Below are 18,106 nucleotides of genomic sequence, written 5' to 3'. Positions count from 1 at the left end.
CGGTCGGGGAGACCACACCGCATCCGCACCGAACCCCCCCGGGAGAACCGTGAGAATCCTCCTCCGACGACGGACGGCCACCGTGCTCGCCGTGCTCGTCACCACCGCCATCGCCGCCGTGGGCGTCGCCACCGCCGGCCCGTCCCAGGCTGCCGCGGGCTGCCAGGTCGACTACCGGGTCACCGCGCAGTGGTCCGGCGGCTTCAGCGCGGCCATCACCATCCGTAACCTCGGTGACACGCTCACCGGCTGGCGTCTCGGCTGGACGTTCCCGGCCGGGCAGACCGTCACACAGGCGTGGGGCTTCACCGCCGGTTCGTCCGGCGCGGCCGTCGTCGCCACCAACGTCGACTGGAACGCGACCATCGCCGCCGGCGCGAGCGTCGAGGTCGGCTTCAACGGCGCCTCGACCGGCACCACCAACCCGAGCCCGACCGCGTTCACGCTCAACGGCGTCGCCTGTGCCGGCTCGTCCACCCCCACGCCGACCCCGACCCCGACGCCGACCTCCGGGCCGACCACCCCGCCGCCGACCACCCCGCCGCCGACCACCCCGCCGCCGGCCGGCACGCCGACGGTGGCCGCGGACGGCAGCGGCAGCTACCGCACCGTGCAGGAGGCGGTGGACGCGGTGCCGGCGAACAACACCACCCGCCGGGTCATCACCATCAAGCCCGGCACCTACCGGCAGGTGGTACGCGTGCCGGCGAACAAGCCGAACATCACCTTCCAGGGGCTCGGCTCGTCCCCGTCGAACACCACGATCGTCTACAACAACTCGGCCGCCAGCAACGGCACCTTCGCCAGCGCCAGCATGTTCGTCGACGGCGCCAACTTCGTCGCGGAGAACCTGACCGTCGCCAACGACTTCGACGAGAACTCCTCGACCGTCAACCAGCAGGCCGTCGCGTTGCACCTCAACGCCGACCGGGCCGTGCTGCGCAACGTGCGGCTCCTCGGTGACCAGGACACCTTCCTGGTCAACGCGCGCACCCGCGCCTACGTGGTCAACTCCTACATCGAGGGCACCACCGACTTCATCTTCGGCGACGGCACCGTCGTCATCAACGCCTCCACCATCCACGAGAAGCGCTCCACCGGCAGCGCCATCACCGCCGCCCGAACCGACCCCGCCAAGACCTACGGCTTCCTGATCTACCGGTCCACCGTCACCGGCACCGGCACCAACAACACCACGCTCGGCCGCCCCTGGGGCCAGGGCGCGCAGGTCCTCTACCGCGAGTCCACGCTCAGCAACACCATCAAGATCAGCCAGCCGTGGACCAACATGGGCGACGCCACCTGGCAGAACGCCCGCTTCTCCGAATACCGCAACACCGGCGCCGGCGCGACCGTCAACAGCAACCGCCCCCAGCTCAGCGACGCCCAGGCGGCGAACTACACGCCGCAGAAGTACCTGGCCGGCACCGACGGCTGGAACCCGCTGTGAGCACCACCCGGGGGAGGGACATGACGCACCCGATGCCGCGCCGGTCCTGGCGTACCGGCCTGGTGCTGGGCGCCACCGCGGCGCTCGCCGTGGCCGGCGCGGTCACCGCGGTCACCGCGCAGGCGGCGGCCGGCTGCCGGGTCGACTACCGGGTGTCCAGCGAGTGGAGCGGTGGCTTCAACGCCGACGTGACGGTCACCAACCTGGGCGACGCGCTCACCGGCTGGCGGCTGGCCTGGACGTTCCCCGCCGGCCAGCAGGTGAGCCAGGCATGGAACGCGACGATCCCGACCGGTACGTCGAGCGTCACCGCGACCGATGTCGGCTACAACGCCGCGGTGCCGACCGGCGGCAGCGTCTCGTTCGGCTTCACCGGCTCGCGCGGCGCCACCAACCCGGCGCCGACGGCGTTCACGCTCAACGGCACCGCCTGCACCGGCGGGGTCACCCCGACGACCGGCGTGCCCGGCCCGACCCCCACCGCGCCACCGTCGACCACACCGCCGTCGAGTGGGCCGTACCCGAACGCGCCGGACGGGTTCGCCGGGGCGGCCGGCACCACCGGTGGGGCCGGTGGCACCACGGTCACCGTCACCAACCAGGCCGACCTGGAGCGCTACGCCGCCGCCAGCACGCCGTACGTGATCCGGGTCGGCGCGGCCGTCACGATCACCCCGTACGGCAGGGAGATCCCGGTCAGGTCCGACAAGACCATCGTCGGCGTCGGCAGGAACGGCCAGATCGTCAACGGCGGCTTCAACCTCGGCACCGGCACCAGCAACGTCATCATCCGCAACCTCACCATCCGCGACACCCGGATGACCTCCGACGACCCGGACGACAAGGACTTCGACTACGACGGCATCCAGATGGACACCGCCGACCGGATCTGGATCGACCACAACCAGATCGTGCGGATGAACGACGGCCTCATCGACAGCCGTAAGGACACCACCAACCTGACCGTGTCCTGGAACGTCATCGCCGAGGGCAACAAGGCGTTCGGCATCGGCTGGACCACCAACGTCACCGCCCGCATCACCATCCACCACAACTGGATCCACGACACCAACGTGCGCAACCCCAGCACCGACAACGTGCGGTACGCCCACCTCTACAACAACTACATGCAGAACGTCCGCGGCTACGGCAACTACTCCCGCGGCGCCACCAGGATGGTCATCGAGAACACCTACTACGACACCGTCAAGGATCCCTACTACCGCGACGACACCGCCGAGCTGCGCCAGACCGGCAGCGTCTGCGTGAGCTGCACCGGCCAGCGGGAGACCGGTGGGTCGGCCTTCACCCCGTCGAGCTTCTACAGCTACCGGCTCGACGCCGCCGACCAGGTCCCGAACCTCGTCCGGACCTACGCCGGACCCCAGGCCGCCATCGGCCAGTGAGGGCCGCCGGCCGGGGCGGTGCGGTCCACCGGACCCACCGCCCCGGCCGACGTCCCCCACCGGCTGCCGGGTCGCGCAAACCCGCTCGCCGCCCCCGCCGGATACGCCAGGCTGAGGCGGACGGAGGTGTCGGGTGCCGACCAAGGAGATCATCCAGCACATCGGCGCGTTGCTGGACCTGACCGGGGTGCTGGTCATCGCGGTGGGCGTCACTGTCGCCACGGTGGTGTTCGCGGCGCGCTGCGGTCGCACCCGGCAGGTGGTGGCGCACTACCGGGCGTACCGGCAGGGGGTCGGCCGGGCCATCCTGCTCGGCCTGGAGTTCCTGGTCGGCGGCGACATCATCCGTACGGTCGCGGTGTCGCCCACCTTCACCAGCGTGGGCGTGCTGGCGTTGATCGTGGCGGTCCGCACGTTCCTCAGCTTCTCGCTGGAGGTGGAGCTGGACGGCCGCTGGCCCTGGCAGGGCAAGCTCCCGCGGGCCGGGCAGGCGGGTGCCGACTGATGGGCCACGCGCACCACGCCGGGCACGACCCGGAGCAGTTCCGCCACCGGTTCTGGCTGAGCCTGGCGTTGACCGTGCCGATCGTCCTCACCAGCCACATGGTGATGGACTGGTTCGGCTACTCGCTGGCCGTCCCGGGCGTGCGCTGGGTGGGCCCGGTGCTCGGCACGGTCGTCTTCGGCTACGGCGGCTGGCCGTTCCTGGCCGGCGGTCTGCGCGAGCTGCGCGACCGCGCGCCCGGCATGATGCTGCTGATCTCCATGGCGATCGTGGTGGCGTACCTCGCCTCGGTGGCCACCAGCCTCGGCGTGTTCGACCTGGACTTCTGGTGGGAGCTGGCCGCGCTGGTCACCATCATGCTGCTCGGCCACTGGCAGGAGATGCGGGCGGTCGGGCAGGCGCGCGGCGCGCTGGGCGCGCTGGCCGCCCTGCTGCCCGACGACGCCGAGCGCCTGGACGGGACCGGCCGGCCGCAGCCGGTGCCCGTCGCCGAGCTGCGGGTGGGTGACCTGGTGCTGGTCCGCCCCGGCGGTCGGGTGCCGGCCGACGGCCGGATCGTCGAGGGCGCGGCCGAGCTGGACGAGTCGATGATCACGGGGGAGTCCCGGCCGGTGCCCCGCGCCGCCGGGGACCGGGTGGTCGCCGGCACCGTGGCCACCGACGCCACCCTGCGGGTACGCGTCGACGCGGTTGGCGCGGACACCGCGCTGGCCGGCATCGGCCGGCTGGTCGCCGAGGCGCAGTCCTCCGGCGGGCGCGCGCAGGTGCTCGCCGACCGGTTCGCCGCGCTGCTGTTCTACCTGGCGGCGACCGCCGGCCTGGTCACCTTCGTGGTCTGGCTCCTGCTCGGCGACACCGACCAGGCCGTGGTGCGGACCGTGACCGTGCTGGTGATCGCCTGCCCGCACGCCCTCGGGCTGGCCATTCCGCTGGTGGTGGCGCTCTCCACCGCGCTCTCCGCGCGCGCCGGCATCCTGGTGAAGGACCGGCTGGCGCTGGAGCGGATGCGCACCGTCGACACCGTCCTGTTCGACAAGACCGGCACGCTCACCACCGGTCGGCACACCGTCACCGGGGTGGTCGCCACCGGCGGTCTGGACCGCGACGCCGCGCTGGGCCTCGCCGGCGCGGTGGAGGCCGACAGCGAGCACCCGCTCGCCCGGGCGCTCGTCGCCGCCGCCGACGCGCGGTCCATCCGCCCGGCCGCCGCCGACGCGGGCCCACCCGGTCCGGCCGCCGGGGACGCGGGCCCGCCCGGTCCGGACGCCGCCGATCCGGGTCCGGGGCGCCCGGCCGCGCACGGCTTCCGCGCGCTCGCCGGTCGCGGCGTGCGAGCCACGGTGGACGGCGTCGACTGGGCGGTGGGCGGTCCGGCGCTGCTGCGCGAGCTGGACGCCGCGGTGCCCGACGACCTGGCCCGGGCCGCGGCGGACTGGTCCCGGCGGGGCGCGGCGGTGCTGCACCTGGTCCGGCTGCCGGCCGGACACGGCCCCGAGGTGACCGCCGCGTTCGCGCTTGAGGACCGGGTCCGACCGGAGGCGCGGGCCGCCGTGGCCGAGCTGCGTGAGCTGGGCGTACGCAAGATCGTGATGATCACCGGCGACGCCCGCCCGGTGGCCGGGGCGGTCGCCGCCGATCTCGGCTTCCGGCCCGGCGTCGACGAGGTCTTCGCCGAGGTGCTGCCGGCCGACAAGGACAAGGCGGTCGCCGACCTGCAGGCGCGCGGGCTGACCGTGGCCATGGTCGGCGACGGCGTCAACGATGCCCCGGCCCTGGCCCGCGCCGACGTCGGGGTGGCCATCGGCGCCGGCACCGACGTGGCGATCGAGTCCGCCGGGGTGGTGCTCGCCGGCTCCGACCCGCGCGGCGTCGGCGGGGTCATCCGGCTGTCCCGGGCGTCGTACCGCAAGATGCGGCAGAACCTGGCGTGGGCGGCCGGCTACAACGTGATCGCCATTCCACTCGCCGCCGGCGTGCTGGCCGGGGCCGGTGTGGCGCTCAGCCCGGCGGTCGGCGCGGTGCTGATGTCCGCCTCCACCATCGTGGTGGCGCTCAACGCCCAACTGCTGCGCCGGGTCCGGCTCGTGCCGACCGGGACGTGAGATGTATTGCTGGCCGGCACCTGCGCACGGGTGAGAGGTTTGATGTCGACTCACCGGGTCACTGACACCGGGAGTGACGAGGGAAGGGGAACACCGGTGCCCGACACGATCCGGACCAGGTCCAGTCAGGACGCCGTCCTGCCACGCGGCGTCACCGACCCGTTGCTGTGGCGCAGCGCGTACGACGTGGCCGCCGCGCACCGGTCGGACGCCGACGGCCGGTGCGCCAGCCTGCTCTGCGCCGGTGCGCCGGCACCCTGCGAGCCGCTGAACGCCGCCCGCCGGGCGATGCGCCTGGCCGGGGACGCCGGCCGCCGCGCCGAGTCGGACACCCGGCCGGCCGGGGAGCGGCGGCGGGCCGCCTGAACGGCCGGTGGGCCGGGCGGTTCGAACCCGGGTCGTCCCGCTTCCGTGTCTATGATCGACAACCCGGCCGGAATGCGGAGAACGAGGAGGATTCGTGACCGTCGACGCCCACGCGTTCTGGCTCCGCACACCTGGCGAGGGCGAGATCCGGCCGGTCCGCCTCGACCCGCCCGGCGACGGTGAGGTGCTGGTCCGCACCCGGTTCACCGGCGTCAGCCGGGGCACCGAGACGCTGGTCTTCACCGGCCGGGTCCCCGCCGACCAGCACGCCGCCATGCGCGCGCCGTTCCAGTCCGGCGACTTCCCGGCGCCGGTCAAGTACGGCTACCTCAACGTCGGCACGGTCGAGGCCGGCCCGGCGGAGCTGCGCGGGCGCACCGTGTTCTGCCTGTACCCGCACCAGAGCGCGTACGTGGTCCCGGCCGGATCGGTGGTGGTCGTGCCGGACGGCGTGCCGGCGGCCCGGGCGGTGCTGGCCGGCACCGTGGAGACCGCGGTGAACGCGCTCTGGGACGCCGCGCCGCTGGTCGGGGACCGGGTCACCGTGATCGGCGGTGGCATGGTCGGGTGCAGCGTGACCGCGCTGCTGGCCCGCTTCCCGGGCGTCCGGGTCGAGCTGGTCGACGCCGACCCGGGCAAGGCCGGGGTCGCCGAGGCGCTCGGGGTCGACTTCGCCCTGCCCGCCGACGCGACCGGGGGGCGCGACCTGGTGGTGCACGCCAGCGCCAGCGCCGACGGGCTGCAACGCGGCCTGGAGCTGCTCCGCCCGGAGGGCACCGTGCTGGAGCTGAGCTGGTACGGCGACCGCCCGGTCACCCTCGCCCTGGGCGGCGCGTTCCACTCCCGGCGGCTCGCGATCCGCAGCAGCCAGGTCGGCACCGTCTCGCCCCGGCGGGCCGACCGCAGCTACGCCGACCGGCTCGCCGTCGCCCTGGACCTGCTGACCGACCCGGCCTTCGACGCGCTGCTCACCGGCCGGTCCCGCTTCACCGACCTGCCCGACGTGCTGGACCGGCTCGCCTCGGGCCGGCTCCCGGCGCTCTGTCATCTCATCACCTACGGCGAGGAGTGAACGTGTTCAGCGTGACCGTCCGGGACCACATGATGGTCGCCCACAGCTTCCGCGGCGAGGTGTTCGGCCCGGCCCAGCGGCTGCACGGCGCCACCTTCGTCGTCGACGCCACGTTCCGCCGGGCGGAGCTGGACGCCGACGGGATCGTGGTCGACATCGGTCTGTCCACCGAGCAGCTCAAGGCCGTGCTCGGCGAGCTGACCTACCGCAACCTGGACGACGAGCCGGCCTTCGCCGGGGTGAACACCACCACCGAGGTGCTGGCCCGCACCGTCGCCGACCGGCTCGCCGACGCGGTGCACGCCGGCCGGCTGGGGGAGGGGGCGCGGGGTCTGGCCGGGATCACCGTCACGCTGCACGAGTCGCACGTCGCCTGGGCGAGCTACGAACGGCCGCTGTGACCGGATGACCGCCGTCCACGTGGTGCTGCCGGGCGACATCGACGACCCGGCGAACCCCAGCGGCGGCAACGCCTATGACCGGCATGTCTGCCGTGGGCTGGCGGCGCTCGGCTGGACCGTGCGCGAGCACCAGGTGCCGGGCCGCTGGCCGCACCCGGGGGACCGGGAACGATCCGCGCTGGCCGGGCTGCTCGCCGGGCTGCCCGGCGGCGCGACCGTGCTGCTCGACGGCCTGGTCGCCTCGACCGTGCCGGACGTGCTCGCCCCGCACGCCGCGCGACTGCGCCTGGTGGTGCTGGTGCACCTGCCGATCGAGGACGAGGCCGAACGGCGGGCCCTCGGCGCGGCGACCGGGGTGGTCGCCACCAGCGAGTGGACCCGCCGGCGGCTGCTCGACCGCTACCCCCTCGACCCCGCTCGGGTGACGGTCGCGCCGCCCGGCGTCGAGCCGGCGCCGGTCGCCCCCGGCACGCCCGCCGGCGGGCGCCTGCTCTGCGTCGCGGCGGTCACCCCGGTCAAGGGCCACGACGTGCTGGCCTGCGCGCTCGCCGGGGTCGCCGACCTGGACTGGACCTGCGACTGGATCGGCCCGCTCGACCGGGACCCGGCGTTCGTGACCCGGCTGCGCCGGTGGCTCACCGGGGCCGGGCTGGCCGACCGGGTCCGGCTGACCGGCCCGCGCGCCGCACCGGAGCTGGCCGCCGCGTACGCCGCCGCCGATCTGCTGGTCCAGCCCTCCCGGCGGGAGACGTACGGCATGGTGGTGACCGAGGCGTTGGCCCGGGGCGTACCGGTGCTGGCCAGCGACACCGGCGGCCTGCCGGCCACGCTCGGGCACGCCCCCGGCGGCGACCGGCCCGGCCTGCTGGTGCCACCGGACGACCCGGTTCCGACCGCCGACGCGTTGCGCCGCTGGCTCACCGACCCCGCCCTGCGGGACCGGCTGCGCCGCGCCGCCCGGCAGCGGCGGCACACCCTCACCGGCTGGCCGGTCACCGTGGACCGGCTGGCGACGGCGCTCAAGGAGGCGACCGCGGCATGACCACCTCACTCCCGCCCGACTTCGCGGACTGGCTGCGACTGCGCGAGCCCGCCGACGCGGCCGCCCGCTCGGTCGAGCTGGCCGACGCGGTCCGCGACCGGCTGCCCGCCGGACGCCCGCTGGTGGTGCACGACCTGGGCAGCGGCACCGGGTCGATGGCCCGCTGGCTCGCCCCCCGGCTGCCCGGCCCGCAGCGCTGGGTGCTGCACGAACGTGACCCGCACCTGCTGGCGCTGGCCACCGGCGGCGGGCTCACCGCCGCCGACGGCGCGGCGGTCACGGTGACCACCCGCGGCTCGGACATCACCCGGCTGACCCGCGCCGACCTGGCCGACGCCCACCTGGTCACCGCGTCGGCGCTGCTGGACATGCTCACCGCCGAGGAGGTCGACCGGATGGTGGCCGCCTGCGCCGGTCACCCGACGCTGTTCGCGCTCACCGTGTCCGGCCGTGCGGAGTTCACCCCGGCGGATCCGCTCGACGCCGAGCTGGCCGACGCGTTCAACGCCCACCAGCGGCGGACCGTCGACGGGCGGGCCCTGCTCGGGCCGGACGCGGTGGCCGCCACGGTGGCCGCGTTCGGTCGGCACGGCGTCGAGGTGGCGGTGCGGTCCACCCCGTGGCGGCTCGGGCCGGAGCAGGCCGCGCTGACCGCCGAGTGGCTGACCGGCTGGGTGGACGCGGCCGTCGAGGAGCGACCGCATCTGAACGGCCCCGCGCGGACGTATACCGAGTGGCGGCTCGCCGAGGCCGCCGCCGGCCGGGTCGAGGTGGTGCTGCACCACGCCGACCTGCTCGCCGGCTGAACCGTACGGCCCGCCGACACGTGACATCCGGTGGGAACGAGGGAGGACCGTTTGTCACATGTCGCCGTCGCCGCGCCCGTGCCCGTACCGGTCCGGCCGCGTCCGGCCCGGGTGCGCTGGGCCTGGACCCGCCGGGCCTGGTTGCGGCCGGCCGCCGGGCTGGCCGTGCTCGCCGCGCTGGTCGCCTTCGTCGGCACCGGTCCGTTCCTGGCCGGGCTGCGGCTGATCGACGCGCCGGCGCTGGCCGCCGCGCTCGGCATCGGCGTGGTCACCACCGTGAGCGGCGCCTGGCGCTGGTCGCTGGTGGCCGGCGGGCTGGGCGTACGGCTGCCGATGCGCGCCGCGGTGGCGCACTGCTACCGGGCGATCTTCCTCAACTCCACGCTGCCCGGCGGTGTGCTCGGCGACGTGCACCGGGCGGTCCGGCACGGCCGGGACGCCGGGGACGTGGCCCGGGGGGTCCGCGCGGTGGTCTGGGAGCGTGCCGCCGGCCAGGTGGTGCAGGTGGTCATCGCGGTGGCGGTGCTGGCCGCGTTCCCGTCCCCGGTCCGCCGGTACCTGCCGGCGTTGGCCGCTGTCGGGGCGGTGACCGTGGTGGCGCTGGTGCTGGTGGCCCGTGCGGTGCCGCGTTCCGGGGCGTCCCGTCTCGCCCGGCTGGCGCGTACCGCGCTGGCCGACGTCCGCGCCGGGCTGCTGGCGCGGCGGACCTGGGCCGGCGTGGTGATCGCCTCGACCGTGGTGTTCGCCGGCCACCTGGCCACGTTCGTGGTGGCCGCCCGCACCGCCGGGGCGGACGCGCCACTGTCCCGCCTGCTGCCGCTGACCCTGCTCGCCCTGCTGGCCATGGCCCTGCCGCTCAACGTGGGCGGCTTCGGGCCGCGCGAGGGCGTCGCCGCCTGGGCGTTCGCGGCGGCCGGCCTGACCGCGGCCCAGGGCGTCGCCACCGGCACCGTCTACGGCGCGCTGGTCCTGGTGGCCAGCCTGCCCGGTGCCGTGGTGCTGCTGTTGCACCCGACCGGCAACTGTCGGTGATCCCGCATACGGTGAGGTGCGAGGTGTGAGTCGTCGGTCAGCCCGGCGACCGGACGGAGGAGAACCATGGACGAATCCCTGCCCAGCGCGACGGTCCGGACCCGGGTCACGGTCCCGCTTCGGTTCCCCGACGGATACGCCACCACCGCCCTGGTGCACACGTTCCACGGCCTGGTGGACGGCCGGGAGCACCTGGCGTTCGGGCTCGGCGGGTACGCCGACGCCGACCCGCCGCTGGTCCGCCCGCACAGCGAGTGCCTGACCGGTGACGTGTTCGGCAGCCAGCGCTGCGACTGCGGCCCGCAGTTGCGCGAGGCGGTCGAGCGGATCGCCGAGGCCGGTGGCTACCTGCTCTACCTGCGTCAGGAGGGGCGGGGCATCGGCCTGTACGCCAAGCTCGACGCGTACGCCCTCCAGGACGACGGCCTGGACACGTACGAGGCGAACCTGGCGCTCGGCCGGGGCGCCGACGAGCGGGACTACACGGTGGCCGCGCAGATGCTCACCGCGCTGGGCGTGGACCGGGTGGCCCTGCTGAGCAACAACCCGGACAAGGCGGCACAACTCGAAGGGCTGGGCGTCGCGGTGGCCGACCGGGTGGTCACCGGCGTGCACCTGTCCCCGGCGAACGCCGACTACCTGGCGGCCAAGGTCACCCGCGCCGACCACGCCCTCGACCTGCCGTTCGTGCCGTGACCACCCGCCCGTACGTGCTGCTGAGCTGCGCGATGTCGATCGACGGTTACATCGACGACGCGACCACCGAGCGGCTGCTGCTCTCCAACGACGACGACCTGGACCGGGTCGACGCGACGCGGGCAGGGTGCGACGCGATCATGGTGGGCGCGGCCACGGTCCGCCGCGACGACCCCCGCTTGCTGGTACGCAGCGATCGGCGGCGTGCCGACCGGGTGGCCCGGGGCCTGCCCCCGTCCCCGGTGAAGGTGACGGTCACCGGCAGCGGCGACCTCGACCCGGTGGCCCGCTTCTTCACCGTCGGCGACGGCGTCAAGCTGGTCTACTGCCCGAGCGGGGTGGTCGACAAGGCCCGGGAGCAGGTCGGCGCGGTGGCCACCGTGGTGGACGCCGGCGAGCCGGTCACCCCGGAGGCGGTCGTCGCCGACCTGGCCGGGCGCGGGGTCGGCCGGTTGATGGTGGAGGGCGGCGGCACCATGCACTGCCAGTTCCTCACCGCCGGGCTCGCCGACGAGCTGCACCTGGTGGTCGCGCCGTTCTTCGTGGGGGACGGCCGGGCCCCCCGGTTCGTCGGGGAGGGCCGCTTCCCGTGGCACCCGGGTCGCCGGGCCCGGGTGGTCGAGGTGCGCCAGATCGGCGACGTGGTGTTGACGCGCTACGCGCTCTCCGACCGCTGCCGGGCCTGACCAACGCCGCTCCGGTTCGCTCTTGTGCAAGCTCACGGTCGAGATTAGTTTGTTGCTCATCCATACGAATGCATCCCTCCCGAAGGGGTATCGATGAGCGTGCACCACCCCGATCCGGGCGCCACCCGTCGCCGTTTCCTCGGCCTGGTCGGCCTCGGCGTGGCCGCCACCGCCGGCGGCCCGCTGCTCGCCGGATGCTCCGAGAAGCCCGCCGGCTCCGGCGCCGCCCAGCAGCTCGACGCCGTCTCCGGCCTGCTGCCCACGCGAAAGGACCTGCCCGGCGCCGTCAAGCCCGACATCGTCGGCACCCGCCCGGTGCCCGACGGCTACACCAGCTACCCGGCGACCCTTGTCGACGCCATCACCGACAAGCCCGGCACCAGCGGCAAGCAGATCACCGCGATGACGCCCGCCTGGGGCGCGGCGCCGCCCGGCATCGCGCAGAGCGCCTACCTCCAGGCCGTCAACGCCGAGCTGGGCACGCCTGTCAACTTCACCATCCAGGACGGCAACACGTACGCCGACAAGCTCAACGCCATGCTCAGCGCCCGCGACGTGCCGGAGCTGCTCTGTGTGCCGGGCTGGGAGGTGGAGAAGATCCCGCGCTTCGCCGAGGCGATCAAGGCGCTCTTCGAGGACCTCACCGACCACCTCCGGGGCGACGCCGCGAACGCGTACCCGATGCTGGCCAGCTTCCCGACCGGGGCCTGGCGCCAGGCGGTGTGGAACGAGCGGCTGATGTCCGTGCCCAATCCCACCGACGGGCCGTTCCCCTGGGCGCTGTTCGCCCGCAAGGACCTGCTCGACGCGCGCGGCCTGGGGGTGCCGACCAACCTCGACGAGCTGCTGACCGCGGCCAGGCAGGTCACCGACCCGGCTCGCAAGGTGTGGGCGTTCGACGACGTCTTCGCCATGATCCAGATGTTCCACCGGGTGCCCGGCGCCAACCAGGGGTGGCGGCTGCGCTCCGACGGGACGCCGGAGTTCAAGTACGAGACGCCGGAGTTCCGCCAGGCGCTCGAGGTGATGGCCAAGATCTACAAGGACGGCCTGGTCCACCCGGACATCGTGGCCAGCCGGGGCGCGGACGCGAAGCAGCTGTTCGCCAAGAACGGCGCGATCGTGTTCAAGCAGGACGGCATCGGCTTCTGGCAGGGCGCCCAGGCCGAGCACCAGAAGACCAACCCGACGTTGAACATCCAGCCGGTGCCGGTCTTCTCCGCCACCGGCGGCGACCCGCTGGTCTGGGGCGAGGACAAGCCGATCTCCTTCACCTTCGTCAGGAAGGGCCTCGGCAAGGACCGGGTCCAGGAACTGCTGCGCGTCATCAACTGGTGCTCCGCGCCGCTGGGCAGCCAGGAGGCCCAACTCCGGGACTTCGGCGTCGAGGGCAAGCACCACACGAAGTCGCCGAACGGGCCGGTCAAGACCGACCTGGCGTTCAAGGAGATCGCCAACCAGTACTTCTTCATCAGCGGTCGCAACCCCACCATCGGGCCGTACCCGGACACCCCCCGCTACGTGCCGGACGTGCTGAACTACTCCAACCAGATGGTCAAGTTCCTGGAGAAGAACCCCTGGGCCGGGGTCAAGCTGGAGATGCCGGCCGCCTACAAGGCCAACCAGGTGCCGACCGAGGACAAGTTCACCGACGTCCTGCGCGGCCGGCGTCCACTGAGCGACGCGGACGCCATCGTCGCGGAGTGGAAGGCCAACGGCGGGGAGGAAGCCCGCAAGCTGCTCGCCGACTCGCTGCCCAAGGCGGCCAAGTGAGCGAGCCGGCCGTCGCGGTCGGGCCCGGGCGGGCCCGACCCGACGAGCCGGCCCCACCGGCCCGCCGCCGGCCGCCCCGCCGTCGCCGGGTGCCGCTGCGCAGCCGGCTGCGCCGCGACTGGCAGTTGCTGGCCATGGTGGCGCCCGGCTTCCTGGTGCTGCTGATCTTCAGCTACCTGCCGATCGCCGGCAACGTCATCGCGTTCCAGGACTACAACCCGTACCTGGGCGACAATCCGTGGCAGGCGTTCACGCACAGCAACTGGATCGGCTTCGGCCAGTTCCAGCTCCTCTTCGACGACCCGGCGTTCTGGGACGCGTTCCGCAACACGCTCGCCATCACCGCGTTCCAGCTCGTGTTCTTCTTCCCGCTGCCGATCCTGCTCGCGGTGATGCTGCACAACCTGCTCTCCAGCCGGCTGCGCGGCCTCGTCCAGACCATCGTCTACCTGCCGCACTTCTTCAGCTGGGTGTTGGTGATCAGTTTCTTCGTCGCCATGCTCGGTGGCGCGGGGCTGCTGGCCCAGACCATGCGCGACGCCGGCATGCAGCCGTGGAACGTGATGACCAACCCGGACACGTTCATCGTCCTGGTCACCGCCGAGGCGGTCTGGAAGGACGTGGGCTGGGGCACCATCGTGTTCCTCGCCGCGCTGTCCACCATCGACCAGAGCCTCTACGAGGCCGCCGCGGCGGACGGCGCCGGCCGGTGGCGGCGGCTCTGGCACATCACGCTGCCCGGGCTGCGTCCGGTGATCGTGCTGCTGCTGATCCTGCGCCTCGGTGACGCGCTCTCGGTCGGCTTCGAACAGTTCCTGCTGCAACGCGACGCGGTCGGCCGGCAGGCCGCCGAGGTGCTCGACACCTTCGTCTACCACTTCTCCATCGCCACCGGAAACTACGGCTACGGCGCGGCGGCCGGCCTGTTCAAGGCCGTCGTCGGCCTGGTGCTGATCCTGGCCGCGAACCGGGTGGCGCACCTGCTCGGCGAACGAGGGATCTACTCGAAGTCATGACCGTGATCATCCGACGGCCGCCGCGCGCGCGGCCCCACCGCCCGGTGTGGGAGGAACCCCCCACCCGCGTCGGCCAGGCGCTCAAGGCCACCCTGCTCACCCTGCTGGTGCTCGGCGTCCTCTTCCCGCTCTGGGTGGTCCTGGTGACCAGCCTCTCGTCGCGCCGGACGATCGCCGACGCGGGCGGCCTGGTGGTGGTGCCGAAGGGCATCGACACCTCGGCGTACGCCACCATCTTCGCCGGCGGCGCGGTCACCCGGGCGCTGTGGATCAGCACGCTGGTCACCGTCTGCGGCACCGCGATCGCGCTGACCGTCACCGTGCTGGCCGCGTACGGGTTGTCCCGGCCGGGCACGGTGGGGCACCGCTGGCTGCTGGCGTACTTCCTGATCCCGTTCCTGGTCTACCCGCCGCTCGTGCCCCGCTACCTGGTGGTCACCGGGCTCGGGCTCAAGGACACCATCTGGGCGCTGGTGCTGCCGTCCGCGATCAGCGTGTTCAACCTGGTGGTGGTGCGCGGCTTCTTCCAGGGCATCCCGCAGGAGCTGCTGGACAGCGCGCGCATCGACGGCGCCAGCGACTTCCGGACGCTGGGCCGCATCGTGCTGCCGTTGTCCCGCGCGGTGATCGCCGTGGTCGGTCTCTTCTACGCGGTCAGCTACTGGAACGTGTGGTTCGACGCGCTGCTGTTCATCGACCGCAACGACATGTACCCGATCCAGCGGGTGTTGCAGAGCTACCTGCTGGCCGGGCAGGCGCCGCACACCTCCGGCGCGGCCAGCGGGGTGACCATGCCGCCGACCGAGGCGATCAAGATGGCGGTGGTGGTGCTGACCGTCGCGCCGATCGTCGCGGTCTACCCGTTCATCCAGCGGCACTTCATCAAGGGGGTGCTGATCGGCGCCGTCAAGGGCTGATCAGAGCACCTGGGACAGGAACCGCCGCAACCGGGGGTGTTCGGGGGCCTCGAACACGGCGGCCGGCGGCCCGGCCTCCAGCACCCTGCCGGCGTCCATGAACGCGACCGTGTCGGCGACGGTGCGGGCGAAGCCCATCTCGTGCGTGACCACCACCATGGTCATGCCGGCGGCGGCGAGGTCGGCCATCACCGCGAGCACGCCCTTGACCAGCTCCGGGTCCAGCGCCGAGGTGGCCTCGTCGAAGAGCATCACCTGCGGGCGCAGCGCGAGCGCGCGGGCGATGGCGACGCGTTGCTGCTGGCCGCCGGAGAGCTGCGCCGGCCGGGCGTCGGCCTTCGCGGCGAGCCCGACCAGGTCGAGTTGGGCGCGGGCCACCGCCTCCGCCTCGTCCCGGTCGAGCTTCTTCAGCTTCCGCAGCGCGAGCGTGACGTTGCGCAGCACGCTCAGGTGCGGGAAGAGGTTGAACTGCTGGAACACCATGCCGACGCGTTGCCGCAGCGCGTCCGGGTCGTCGCGCAGCACGCTGCGCCCGTCCAACAGCACGTCGCCCCGGTCCGGCTCGATCAGCCGGTTGATCGTGCGCAGCAGCGTGGACTTTCCGGAGCCGGACGGTCCGATCACGCAGGCGGTGCCGCCCCGGGCCACGTCCAGGTCCGCGCCGCGCAGCACCCGGTGCGCGCCGAACGCCAGGTGCACGTCGCGGACGGCGAGGCTGACCGAGGTGACGGTGCTGGTGCTCATCGCGGGTCCCTTCCGGTCGGGGTGACGCCGGCCGGCGTCAGGTCGGTGTCGGGCTCGGACGGCGGGGTGGCCGGGCGGCCCTGGCGCAGCCGCCGGTCCAGCCAGTTGACCGCGTGCGTCAGCGGCACGGTCAGCAGCAGGTAGCAGAGGCCGGCCAGCAGCAGCGCGGACTGGTTGCCGGTGTTCGCCGCGTAGTCCTGGCCGATCCGGAACAGCTCCCGCTGGCTGGCCAGCAGGCCGAGGAAGTAGACCAGGCTGGAGTCCTTGATCAACGCGATGAGCTGGTTGACCCAGGCGGGCAGCACCCGGCGTACGCCCTGCGGGATGATCACCAGTCGCATCGACTCGGCCCAGGAGAAGCCGAGCGCCCGGGCGCCCTCCAACTGGGCGGCCTCCACGCTCAGGATGCCGGCCCGGAAGATCTCGCCGAGGTAGGCGGCGGCGATGAGCGACAGCGCCAGCACGCCCAGCGGGTAGGGGTTCGGGCCCCAGACCTCCATGCCCAGCGGCGCCAGGCCGACGCCGATGAGCAGGATGGTGGCCGCGGCCGGCAGGCCGCGGAACACGTCGGTGTAGACCCGGGCCGGCCACCGCAACCAGCGGGTACGCGAGATGCCGGCGACCGCCAGCAGCATGCCCAGCACCGAGCCGAGCAGGGCGGCGGAGGCGGCCAGGATCAGCGTGTTCGGCAGCCCGACGGTCAGCATCTCGGGCAGCGCCTCGCGCATCGACCCCCAGTCGAAGAACGTCTCCCAGAGGGTGCTCAGTGGATCCATGTCCGCTCCGTCCGTCCCGCTCGTGCCCGGTTACCGGTTCGCAGAGGCCGCCGACGGCGACGGCACGGCGACCGATCCGCTGCCGGGGGTGAAGTCGGCCGGGATCGGCCGGCCCGGGTAGTACCGCGCCTGGAGGCGGCTCCAGGTGCCGTCGGCGATCACCTGGTCGAGGCCCTTGTCCAGCGCCTCGCGCAGCCTGTCGTTGCCCTTCGCCACCGCGTACGCCGTCGGCGCGGGGCTGAGCTGCTTCGCCGCGACCTTGATCTTGCCGGTGCTGTCGGCCGCGGACTTGTCGCCGATCTCGGCCGGGGCGATCCAGGCGTCGGCGGTGCCGGCCTTGAGCTGGTTGACCGCGCCGTTGTAGTCGGGCACCCGCACCGGGTTCAGCTTCTCCCTCGTGGCGAAGTCGTCCTGCACGGTGCCCTGGACCACCACCACGCGCTTGCCGGCGAGCTGGTCGAAGCCGGTGATCGCGGAGCCGGCCGGCACGTCCAGGCCGAAGTAGCCGAAGTCGTAGCCGTTGCCGAAGTCGACGGTCTTCTTCCGCGCCTCGGTGACCGTGATCGAGGAGCTGCCCACGTCGAACTTGCGTTTGTTGACCTGGGCGAGCAGCGCGGAGAAGTCGGTGCCGACGAACTCCACCCGCAGACCGACCTTCCCGGCGACGGCCCGCAGCAGGTCGTTGTCGAAGCCGGTGAACTCGCCGTCCTTGAGGAAGACGTTCGGCGGGGCGTCGGTGAGCGTGCCGGCCCGGATCACACCGGGTTGCAGCAGGCCGTACGGGTTGTCGGCCGCGTCGTCGGCCGACCCGCCGCAGGCGGTCAGCGCGGTGGCGGCGAGCACGGCGGCGGCGCCGAGCGCGGCCACGCGGGTCAGGGCGGTACGGATACGCACGATGTCTCTCCAGAGTGGACGGACACGCGGGACGCGTGCCGGTGCCGGCGCCGCCGGGCACGGCGAAGCCGGAAGGGTGGATCGGGAAAGGGTGGAGCGGTCGCTCAGCGCGCGTCGCGACAGCGGTCGCTGCACACCCGCATCAGGTCGACGTGGCGACGCGTGACCAGCATGAGGCGGGTCGGAACGAGGGGCGGTGCGAACATCGGGTCTCCCTGGCCGGTTGGTGCTGACCTGGGTGCCAGGCCACGCTTGCGCCGGCTGCGGCCGACGCCTGGTCCTCACCCGGAGCACCCCACCGTGGCGGAGGGTTGCCGGCCAGCGAGCCGGGGCTTGACGCTGGCGCTCATGACCTGCCGAAAGGCTAGCAGCACCGGTGCGCCGGTCGTCCAGCCGTTATGACCACCCTCACGGCCGTGCCT

The 18,106-nt window shown here is 73.4% G+C and carries 18 protein-coding genes and 1 riboswitch; of the genes, 15 read left to right on the top strand and 3 right to left on the bottom strand.

The annotated features are described in order from the left end of the window. The first annotated feature begins 49 nt into the window (after positions 1–49). From TPA0908_RS25370 to TPA0908_RS25300, 15 genes are all read left to right on the top strand, one after another. On the top strand, positions 50–1,450 hold the full coding sequence (locus tag TPA0908_RS25370; protein ID WP_281941983.1) for a pectinesterase family protein: 1,401 nt from the start codon (positions 50–52) through the stop codon (positions 1,448–1,450). A gap of 20 nt (positions 1,451–1,470) precedes the next feature. Further along, positions 1,471–2,856, top strand: a complete 1,386-nt coding sequence (locus tag TPA0908_RS25365; protein WP_281941981.1) for a cellulose binding domain-containing protein — start codon at positions 1,471–1,473, stop codon at positions 2,854–2,856. A 133-nt stretch (positions 2,857–2,989) separates the two neighbouring features. After that, positions 2,990–3,361 (top strand): DUF1622 domain-containing protein, encoded by a 372-nt coding sequence (locus TPA0908_RS25360; RefSeq protein ID WP_281941979.1) that lies wholly within the window; start codon positions 2,990–2,992, stop codon positions 3,359–3,361. Further along, positions 3,361–5,463: a heavy metal translocating P-type ATPase gene (locus tag TPA0908_RS25355; protein WP_281941977.1), complete on the top strand. Its 2,103-nt coding sequence runs from the start codon at positions 3,361–3,363 to the stop codon at positions 5,461–5,463. Before TPA0908_RS25360 ends, TPA0908_RS25355 begins: the two co-directional genes overlap by 1 nt. 96 nt (positions 5,464–5,559) lie before the next feature. After that, complete coding sequence (locus TPA0908_RS25350) at positions 5,560–5,829, top strand: hypothetical protein (protein WP_281941975.1); 270 nt, start codon at positions 5,560–5,562, stop codon at positions 5,827–5,829. Between the two features lie 94 nt (positions 5,830–5,923). After that, complete coding sequence (locus TPA0908_RS25345) at positions 5,924–6,901, top strand: zinc-dependent alcohol dehydrogenase (RefSeq protein ID WP_281941973.1); 978 nt, start codon at positions 5,924–5,926, stop codon at positions 6,899–6,901. A 2-nt stretch (positions 6,902–6,903) separates the two neighbouring features. Then, positions 6,904–7,302, top strand: a complete 399-nt coding sequence (locus TPA0908_RS25340) for a 6-pyruvoyl trahydropterin synthase family protein (protein ID WP_281941971.1) — start codon at positions 6,904–6,906, stop codon at positions 7,300–7,302. Positions 7,303–7,306: 4 nt separating this feature from the next. Next, positions 7,307–8,344 carry a glycosyltransferase family 4 protein gene (locus TPA0908_RS25335; RefSeq protein ID WP_281941970.1) on the top strand — a complete coding sequence of 346 codons (1,038 nt, stop codon included), beginning with the start codon at positions 7,307–7,309 and terminating at the stop codon, positions 8,342–8,344. Then, complete coding sequence (locus TPA0908_RS25330) at positions 8,341–9,150, top strand: class I SAM-dependent methyltransferase (protein ID WP_281941967.1); 810 nt, start codon at positions 8,341–8,343, stop codon at positions 9,148–9,150. Before TPA0908_RS25335 ends, TPA0908_RS25330 begins: the two co-directional genes overlap by 4 nt. 111 nt (positions 9,151–9,261) lie before the next feature. Beyond that, positions 9,262–10,182 carry a lysylphosphatidylglycerol synthase domain-containing protein gene (locus TPA0908_RS25325; RefSeq protein WP_281942697.1) on the top strand — a complete coding sequence of 307 codons (921 nt, stop codon included), beginning with the start codon at positions 9,262–9,264 and terminating at the stop codon, positions 10,180–10,182. Between the two features lie 66 nt (positions 10,183–10,248). Continuing rightward, positions 10,249–10,878 (top strand): GTP cyclohydrolase II, encoded by a 630-nt coding sequence (locus TPA0908_RS25320; RefSeq protein ID WP_281941965.1) that lies wholly within the window; start codon positions 10,249–10,251, stop codon positions 10,876–10,878. Further along, entirely contained in the window at positions 10,875–11,564 is a 690-nt protein-coding gene (locus tag TPA0908_RS25315) for a RibD family protein (protein WP_281941963.1), read from the top strand. Before TPA0908_RS25320 ends, TPA0908_RS25315 begins: the two co-directional genes overlap by 4 nt. Before the next feature lie 93 nt (positions 11,565–11,657). Next, a complete protein-coding gene (locus TPA0908_RS25310) occupies positions 11,658–13,337 on the top strand; it encodes an extracellular solute-binding protein (RefSeq protein ID WP_281941961.1) in 1,680 nt (559 codons plus the stop codon). After that, the gene (locus tag TPA0908_RS25305; RefSeq protein ID WP_281941959.1) at positions 13,334–14,353 is read left to right on the top strand and encodes an ABC transporter permease; all 1,020 of its coding nucleotides are present in this window, start codon (positions 13,334–13,336) and stop codon (positions 14,351–14,353) included. Before TPA0908_RS25310 ends, TPA0908_RS25305 begins: the two co-directional genes overlap by 4 nt. Next, positions 14,350–15,270 (top strand): carbohydrate ABC transporter permease, encoded by a 921-nt coding sequence (locus TPA0908_RS25300; protein WP_281941957.1) that lies wholly within the window; start codon positions 14,350–14,352, stop codon positions 15,268–15,270. Before TPA0908_RS25305 ends, TPA0908_RS25300 begins: the two co-directional genes overlap by 4 nt. On the opposite strand, the gene TPA0908_RS25295 is transcribed toward TPA0908_RS25300, so the two are convergent. The 3 genes from TPA0908_RS25295 to TPA0908_RS25285 are packed head-to-tail and all read right to left on the bottom strand — an operon-like array spanning position 15,271 to position 17,684. After that, on the bottom strand, positions 15,271–16,014 hold the full coding sequence (locus TPA0908_RS25295) for an amino acid ABC transporter ATP-binding protein (RefSeq protein ID WP_281941955.1): 744 nt from the start codon (positions 16,012–16,014) through the stop codon (positions 15,271–15,273). Beyond that, positions 16,011–16,790: an amino acid ABC transporter permease gene (locus TPA0908_RS25290; protein ID WP_281941953.1), complete on the bottom strand. Its 780-nt coding sequence runs from the start codon at positions 16,788–16,790 to the stop codon at positions 16,011–16,013. The genes TPA0908_RS25295 and TPA0908_RS25290 overlap by 4 nt, the downstream gene beginning before the upstream one ends. A 30-nt stretch (positions 16,791–16,820) precedes the next feature. Beyond that, positions 16,821–17,684, bottom strand: coding sequence for an ABC transporter substrate-binding protein (locus tag TPA0908_RS25285; RefSeq protein WP_281941950.1), 864 nt, complete (start codon positions 17,682–17,684; stop codon positions 16,821–16,823). A gap of 243 nt (positions 17,685–17,927) precedes the next feature. Continuing rightward, a riboswitch (SAM riboswitch) is annotated at positions 17,928–18,038 on the bottom strand. Positions 18,039–18,106: the final 68 nt, after the last annotated feature.

The sequence above is a fragment of the Micromonospora sp. AKA38 genome, assembly GCF_027925725.1.
Taxonomy (GTDB): Bacteria; Actinomycetota; Actinomycetes; order Mycobacteriales; family Micromonosporaceae; genus Micromonospora.
Note: the sequence above shows the minus strand (reverse complement) of the source record. Positions and strands in the feature narration are given on the sequence as shown.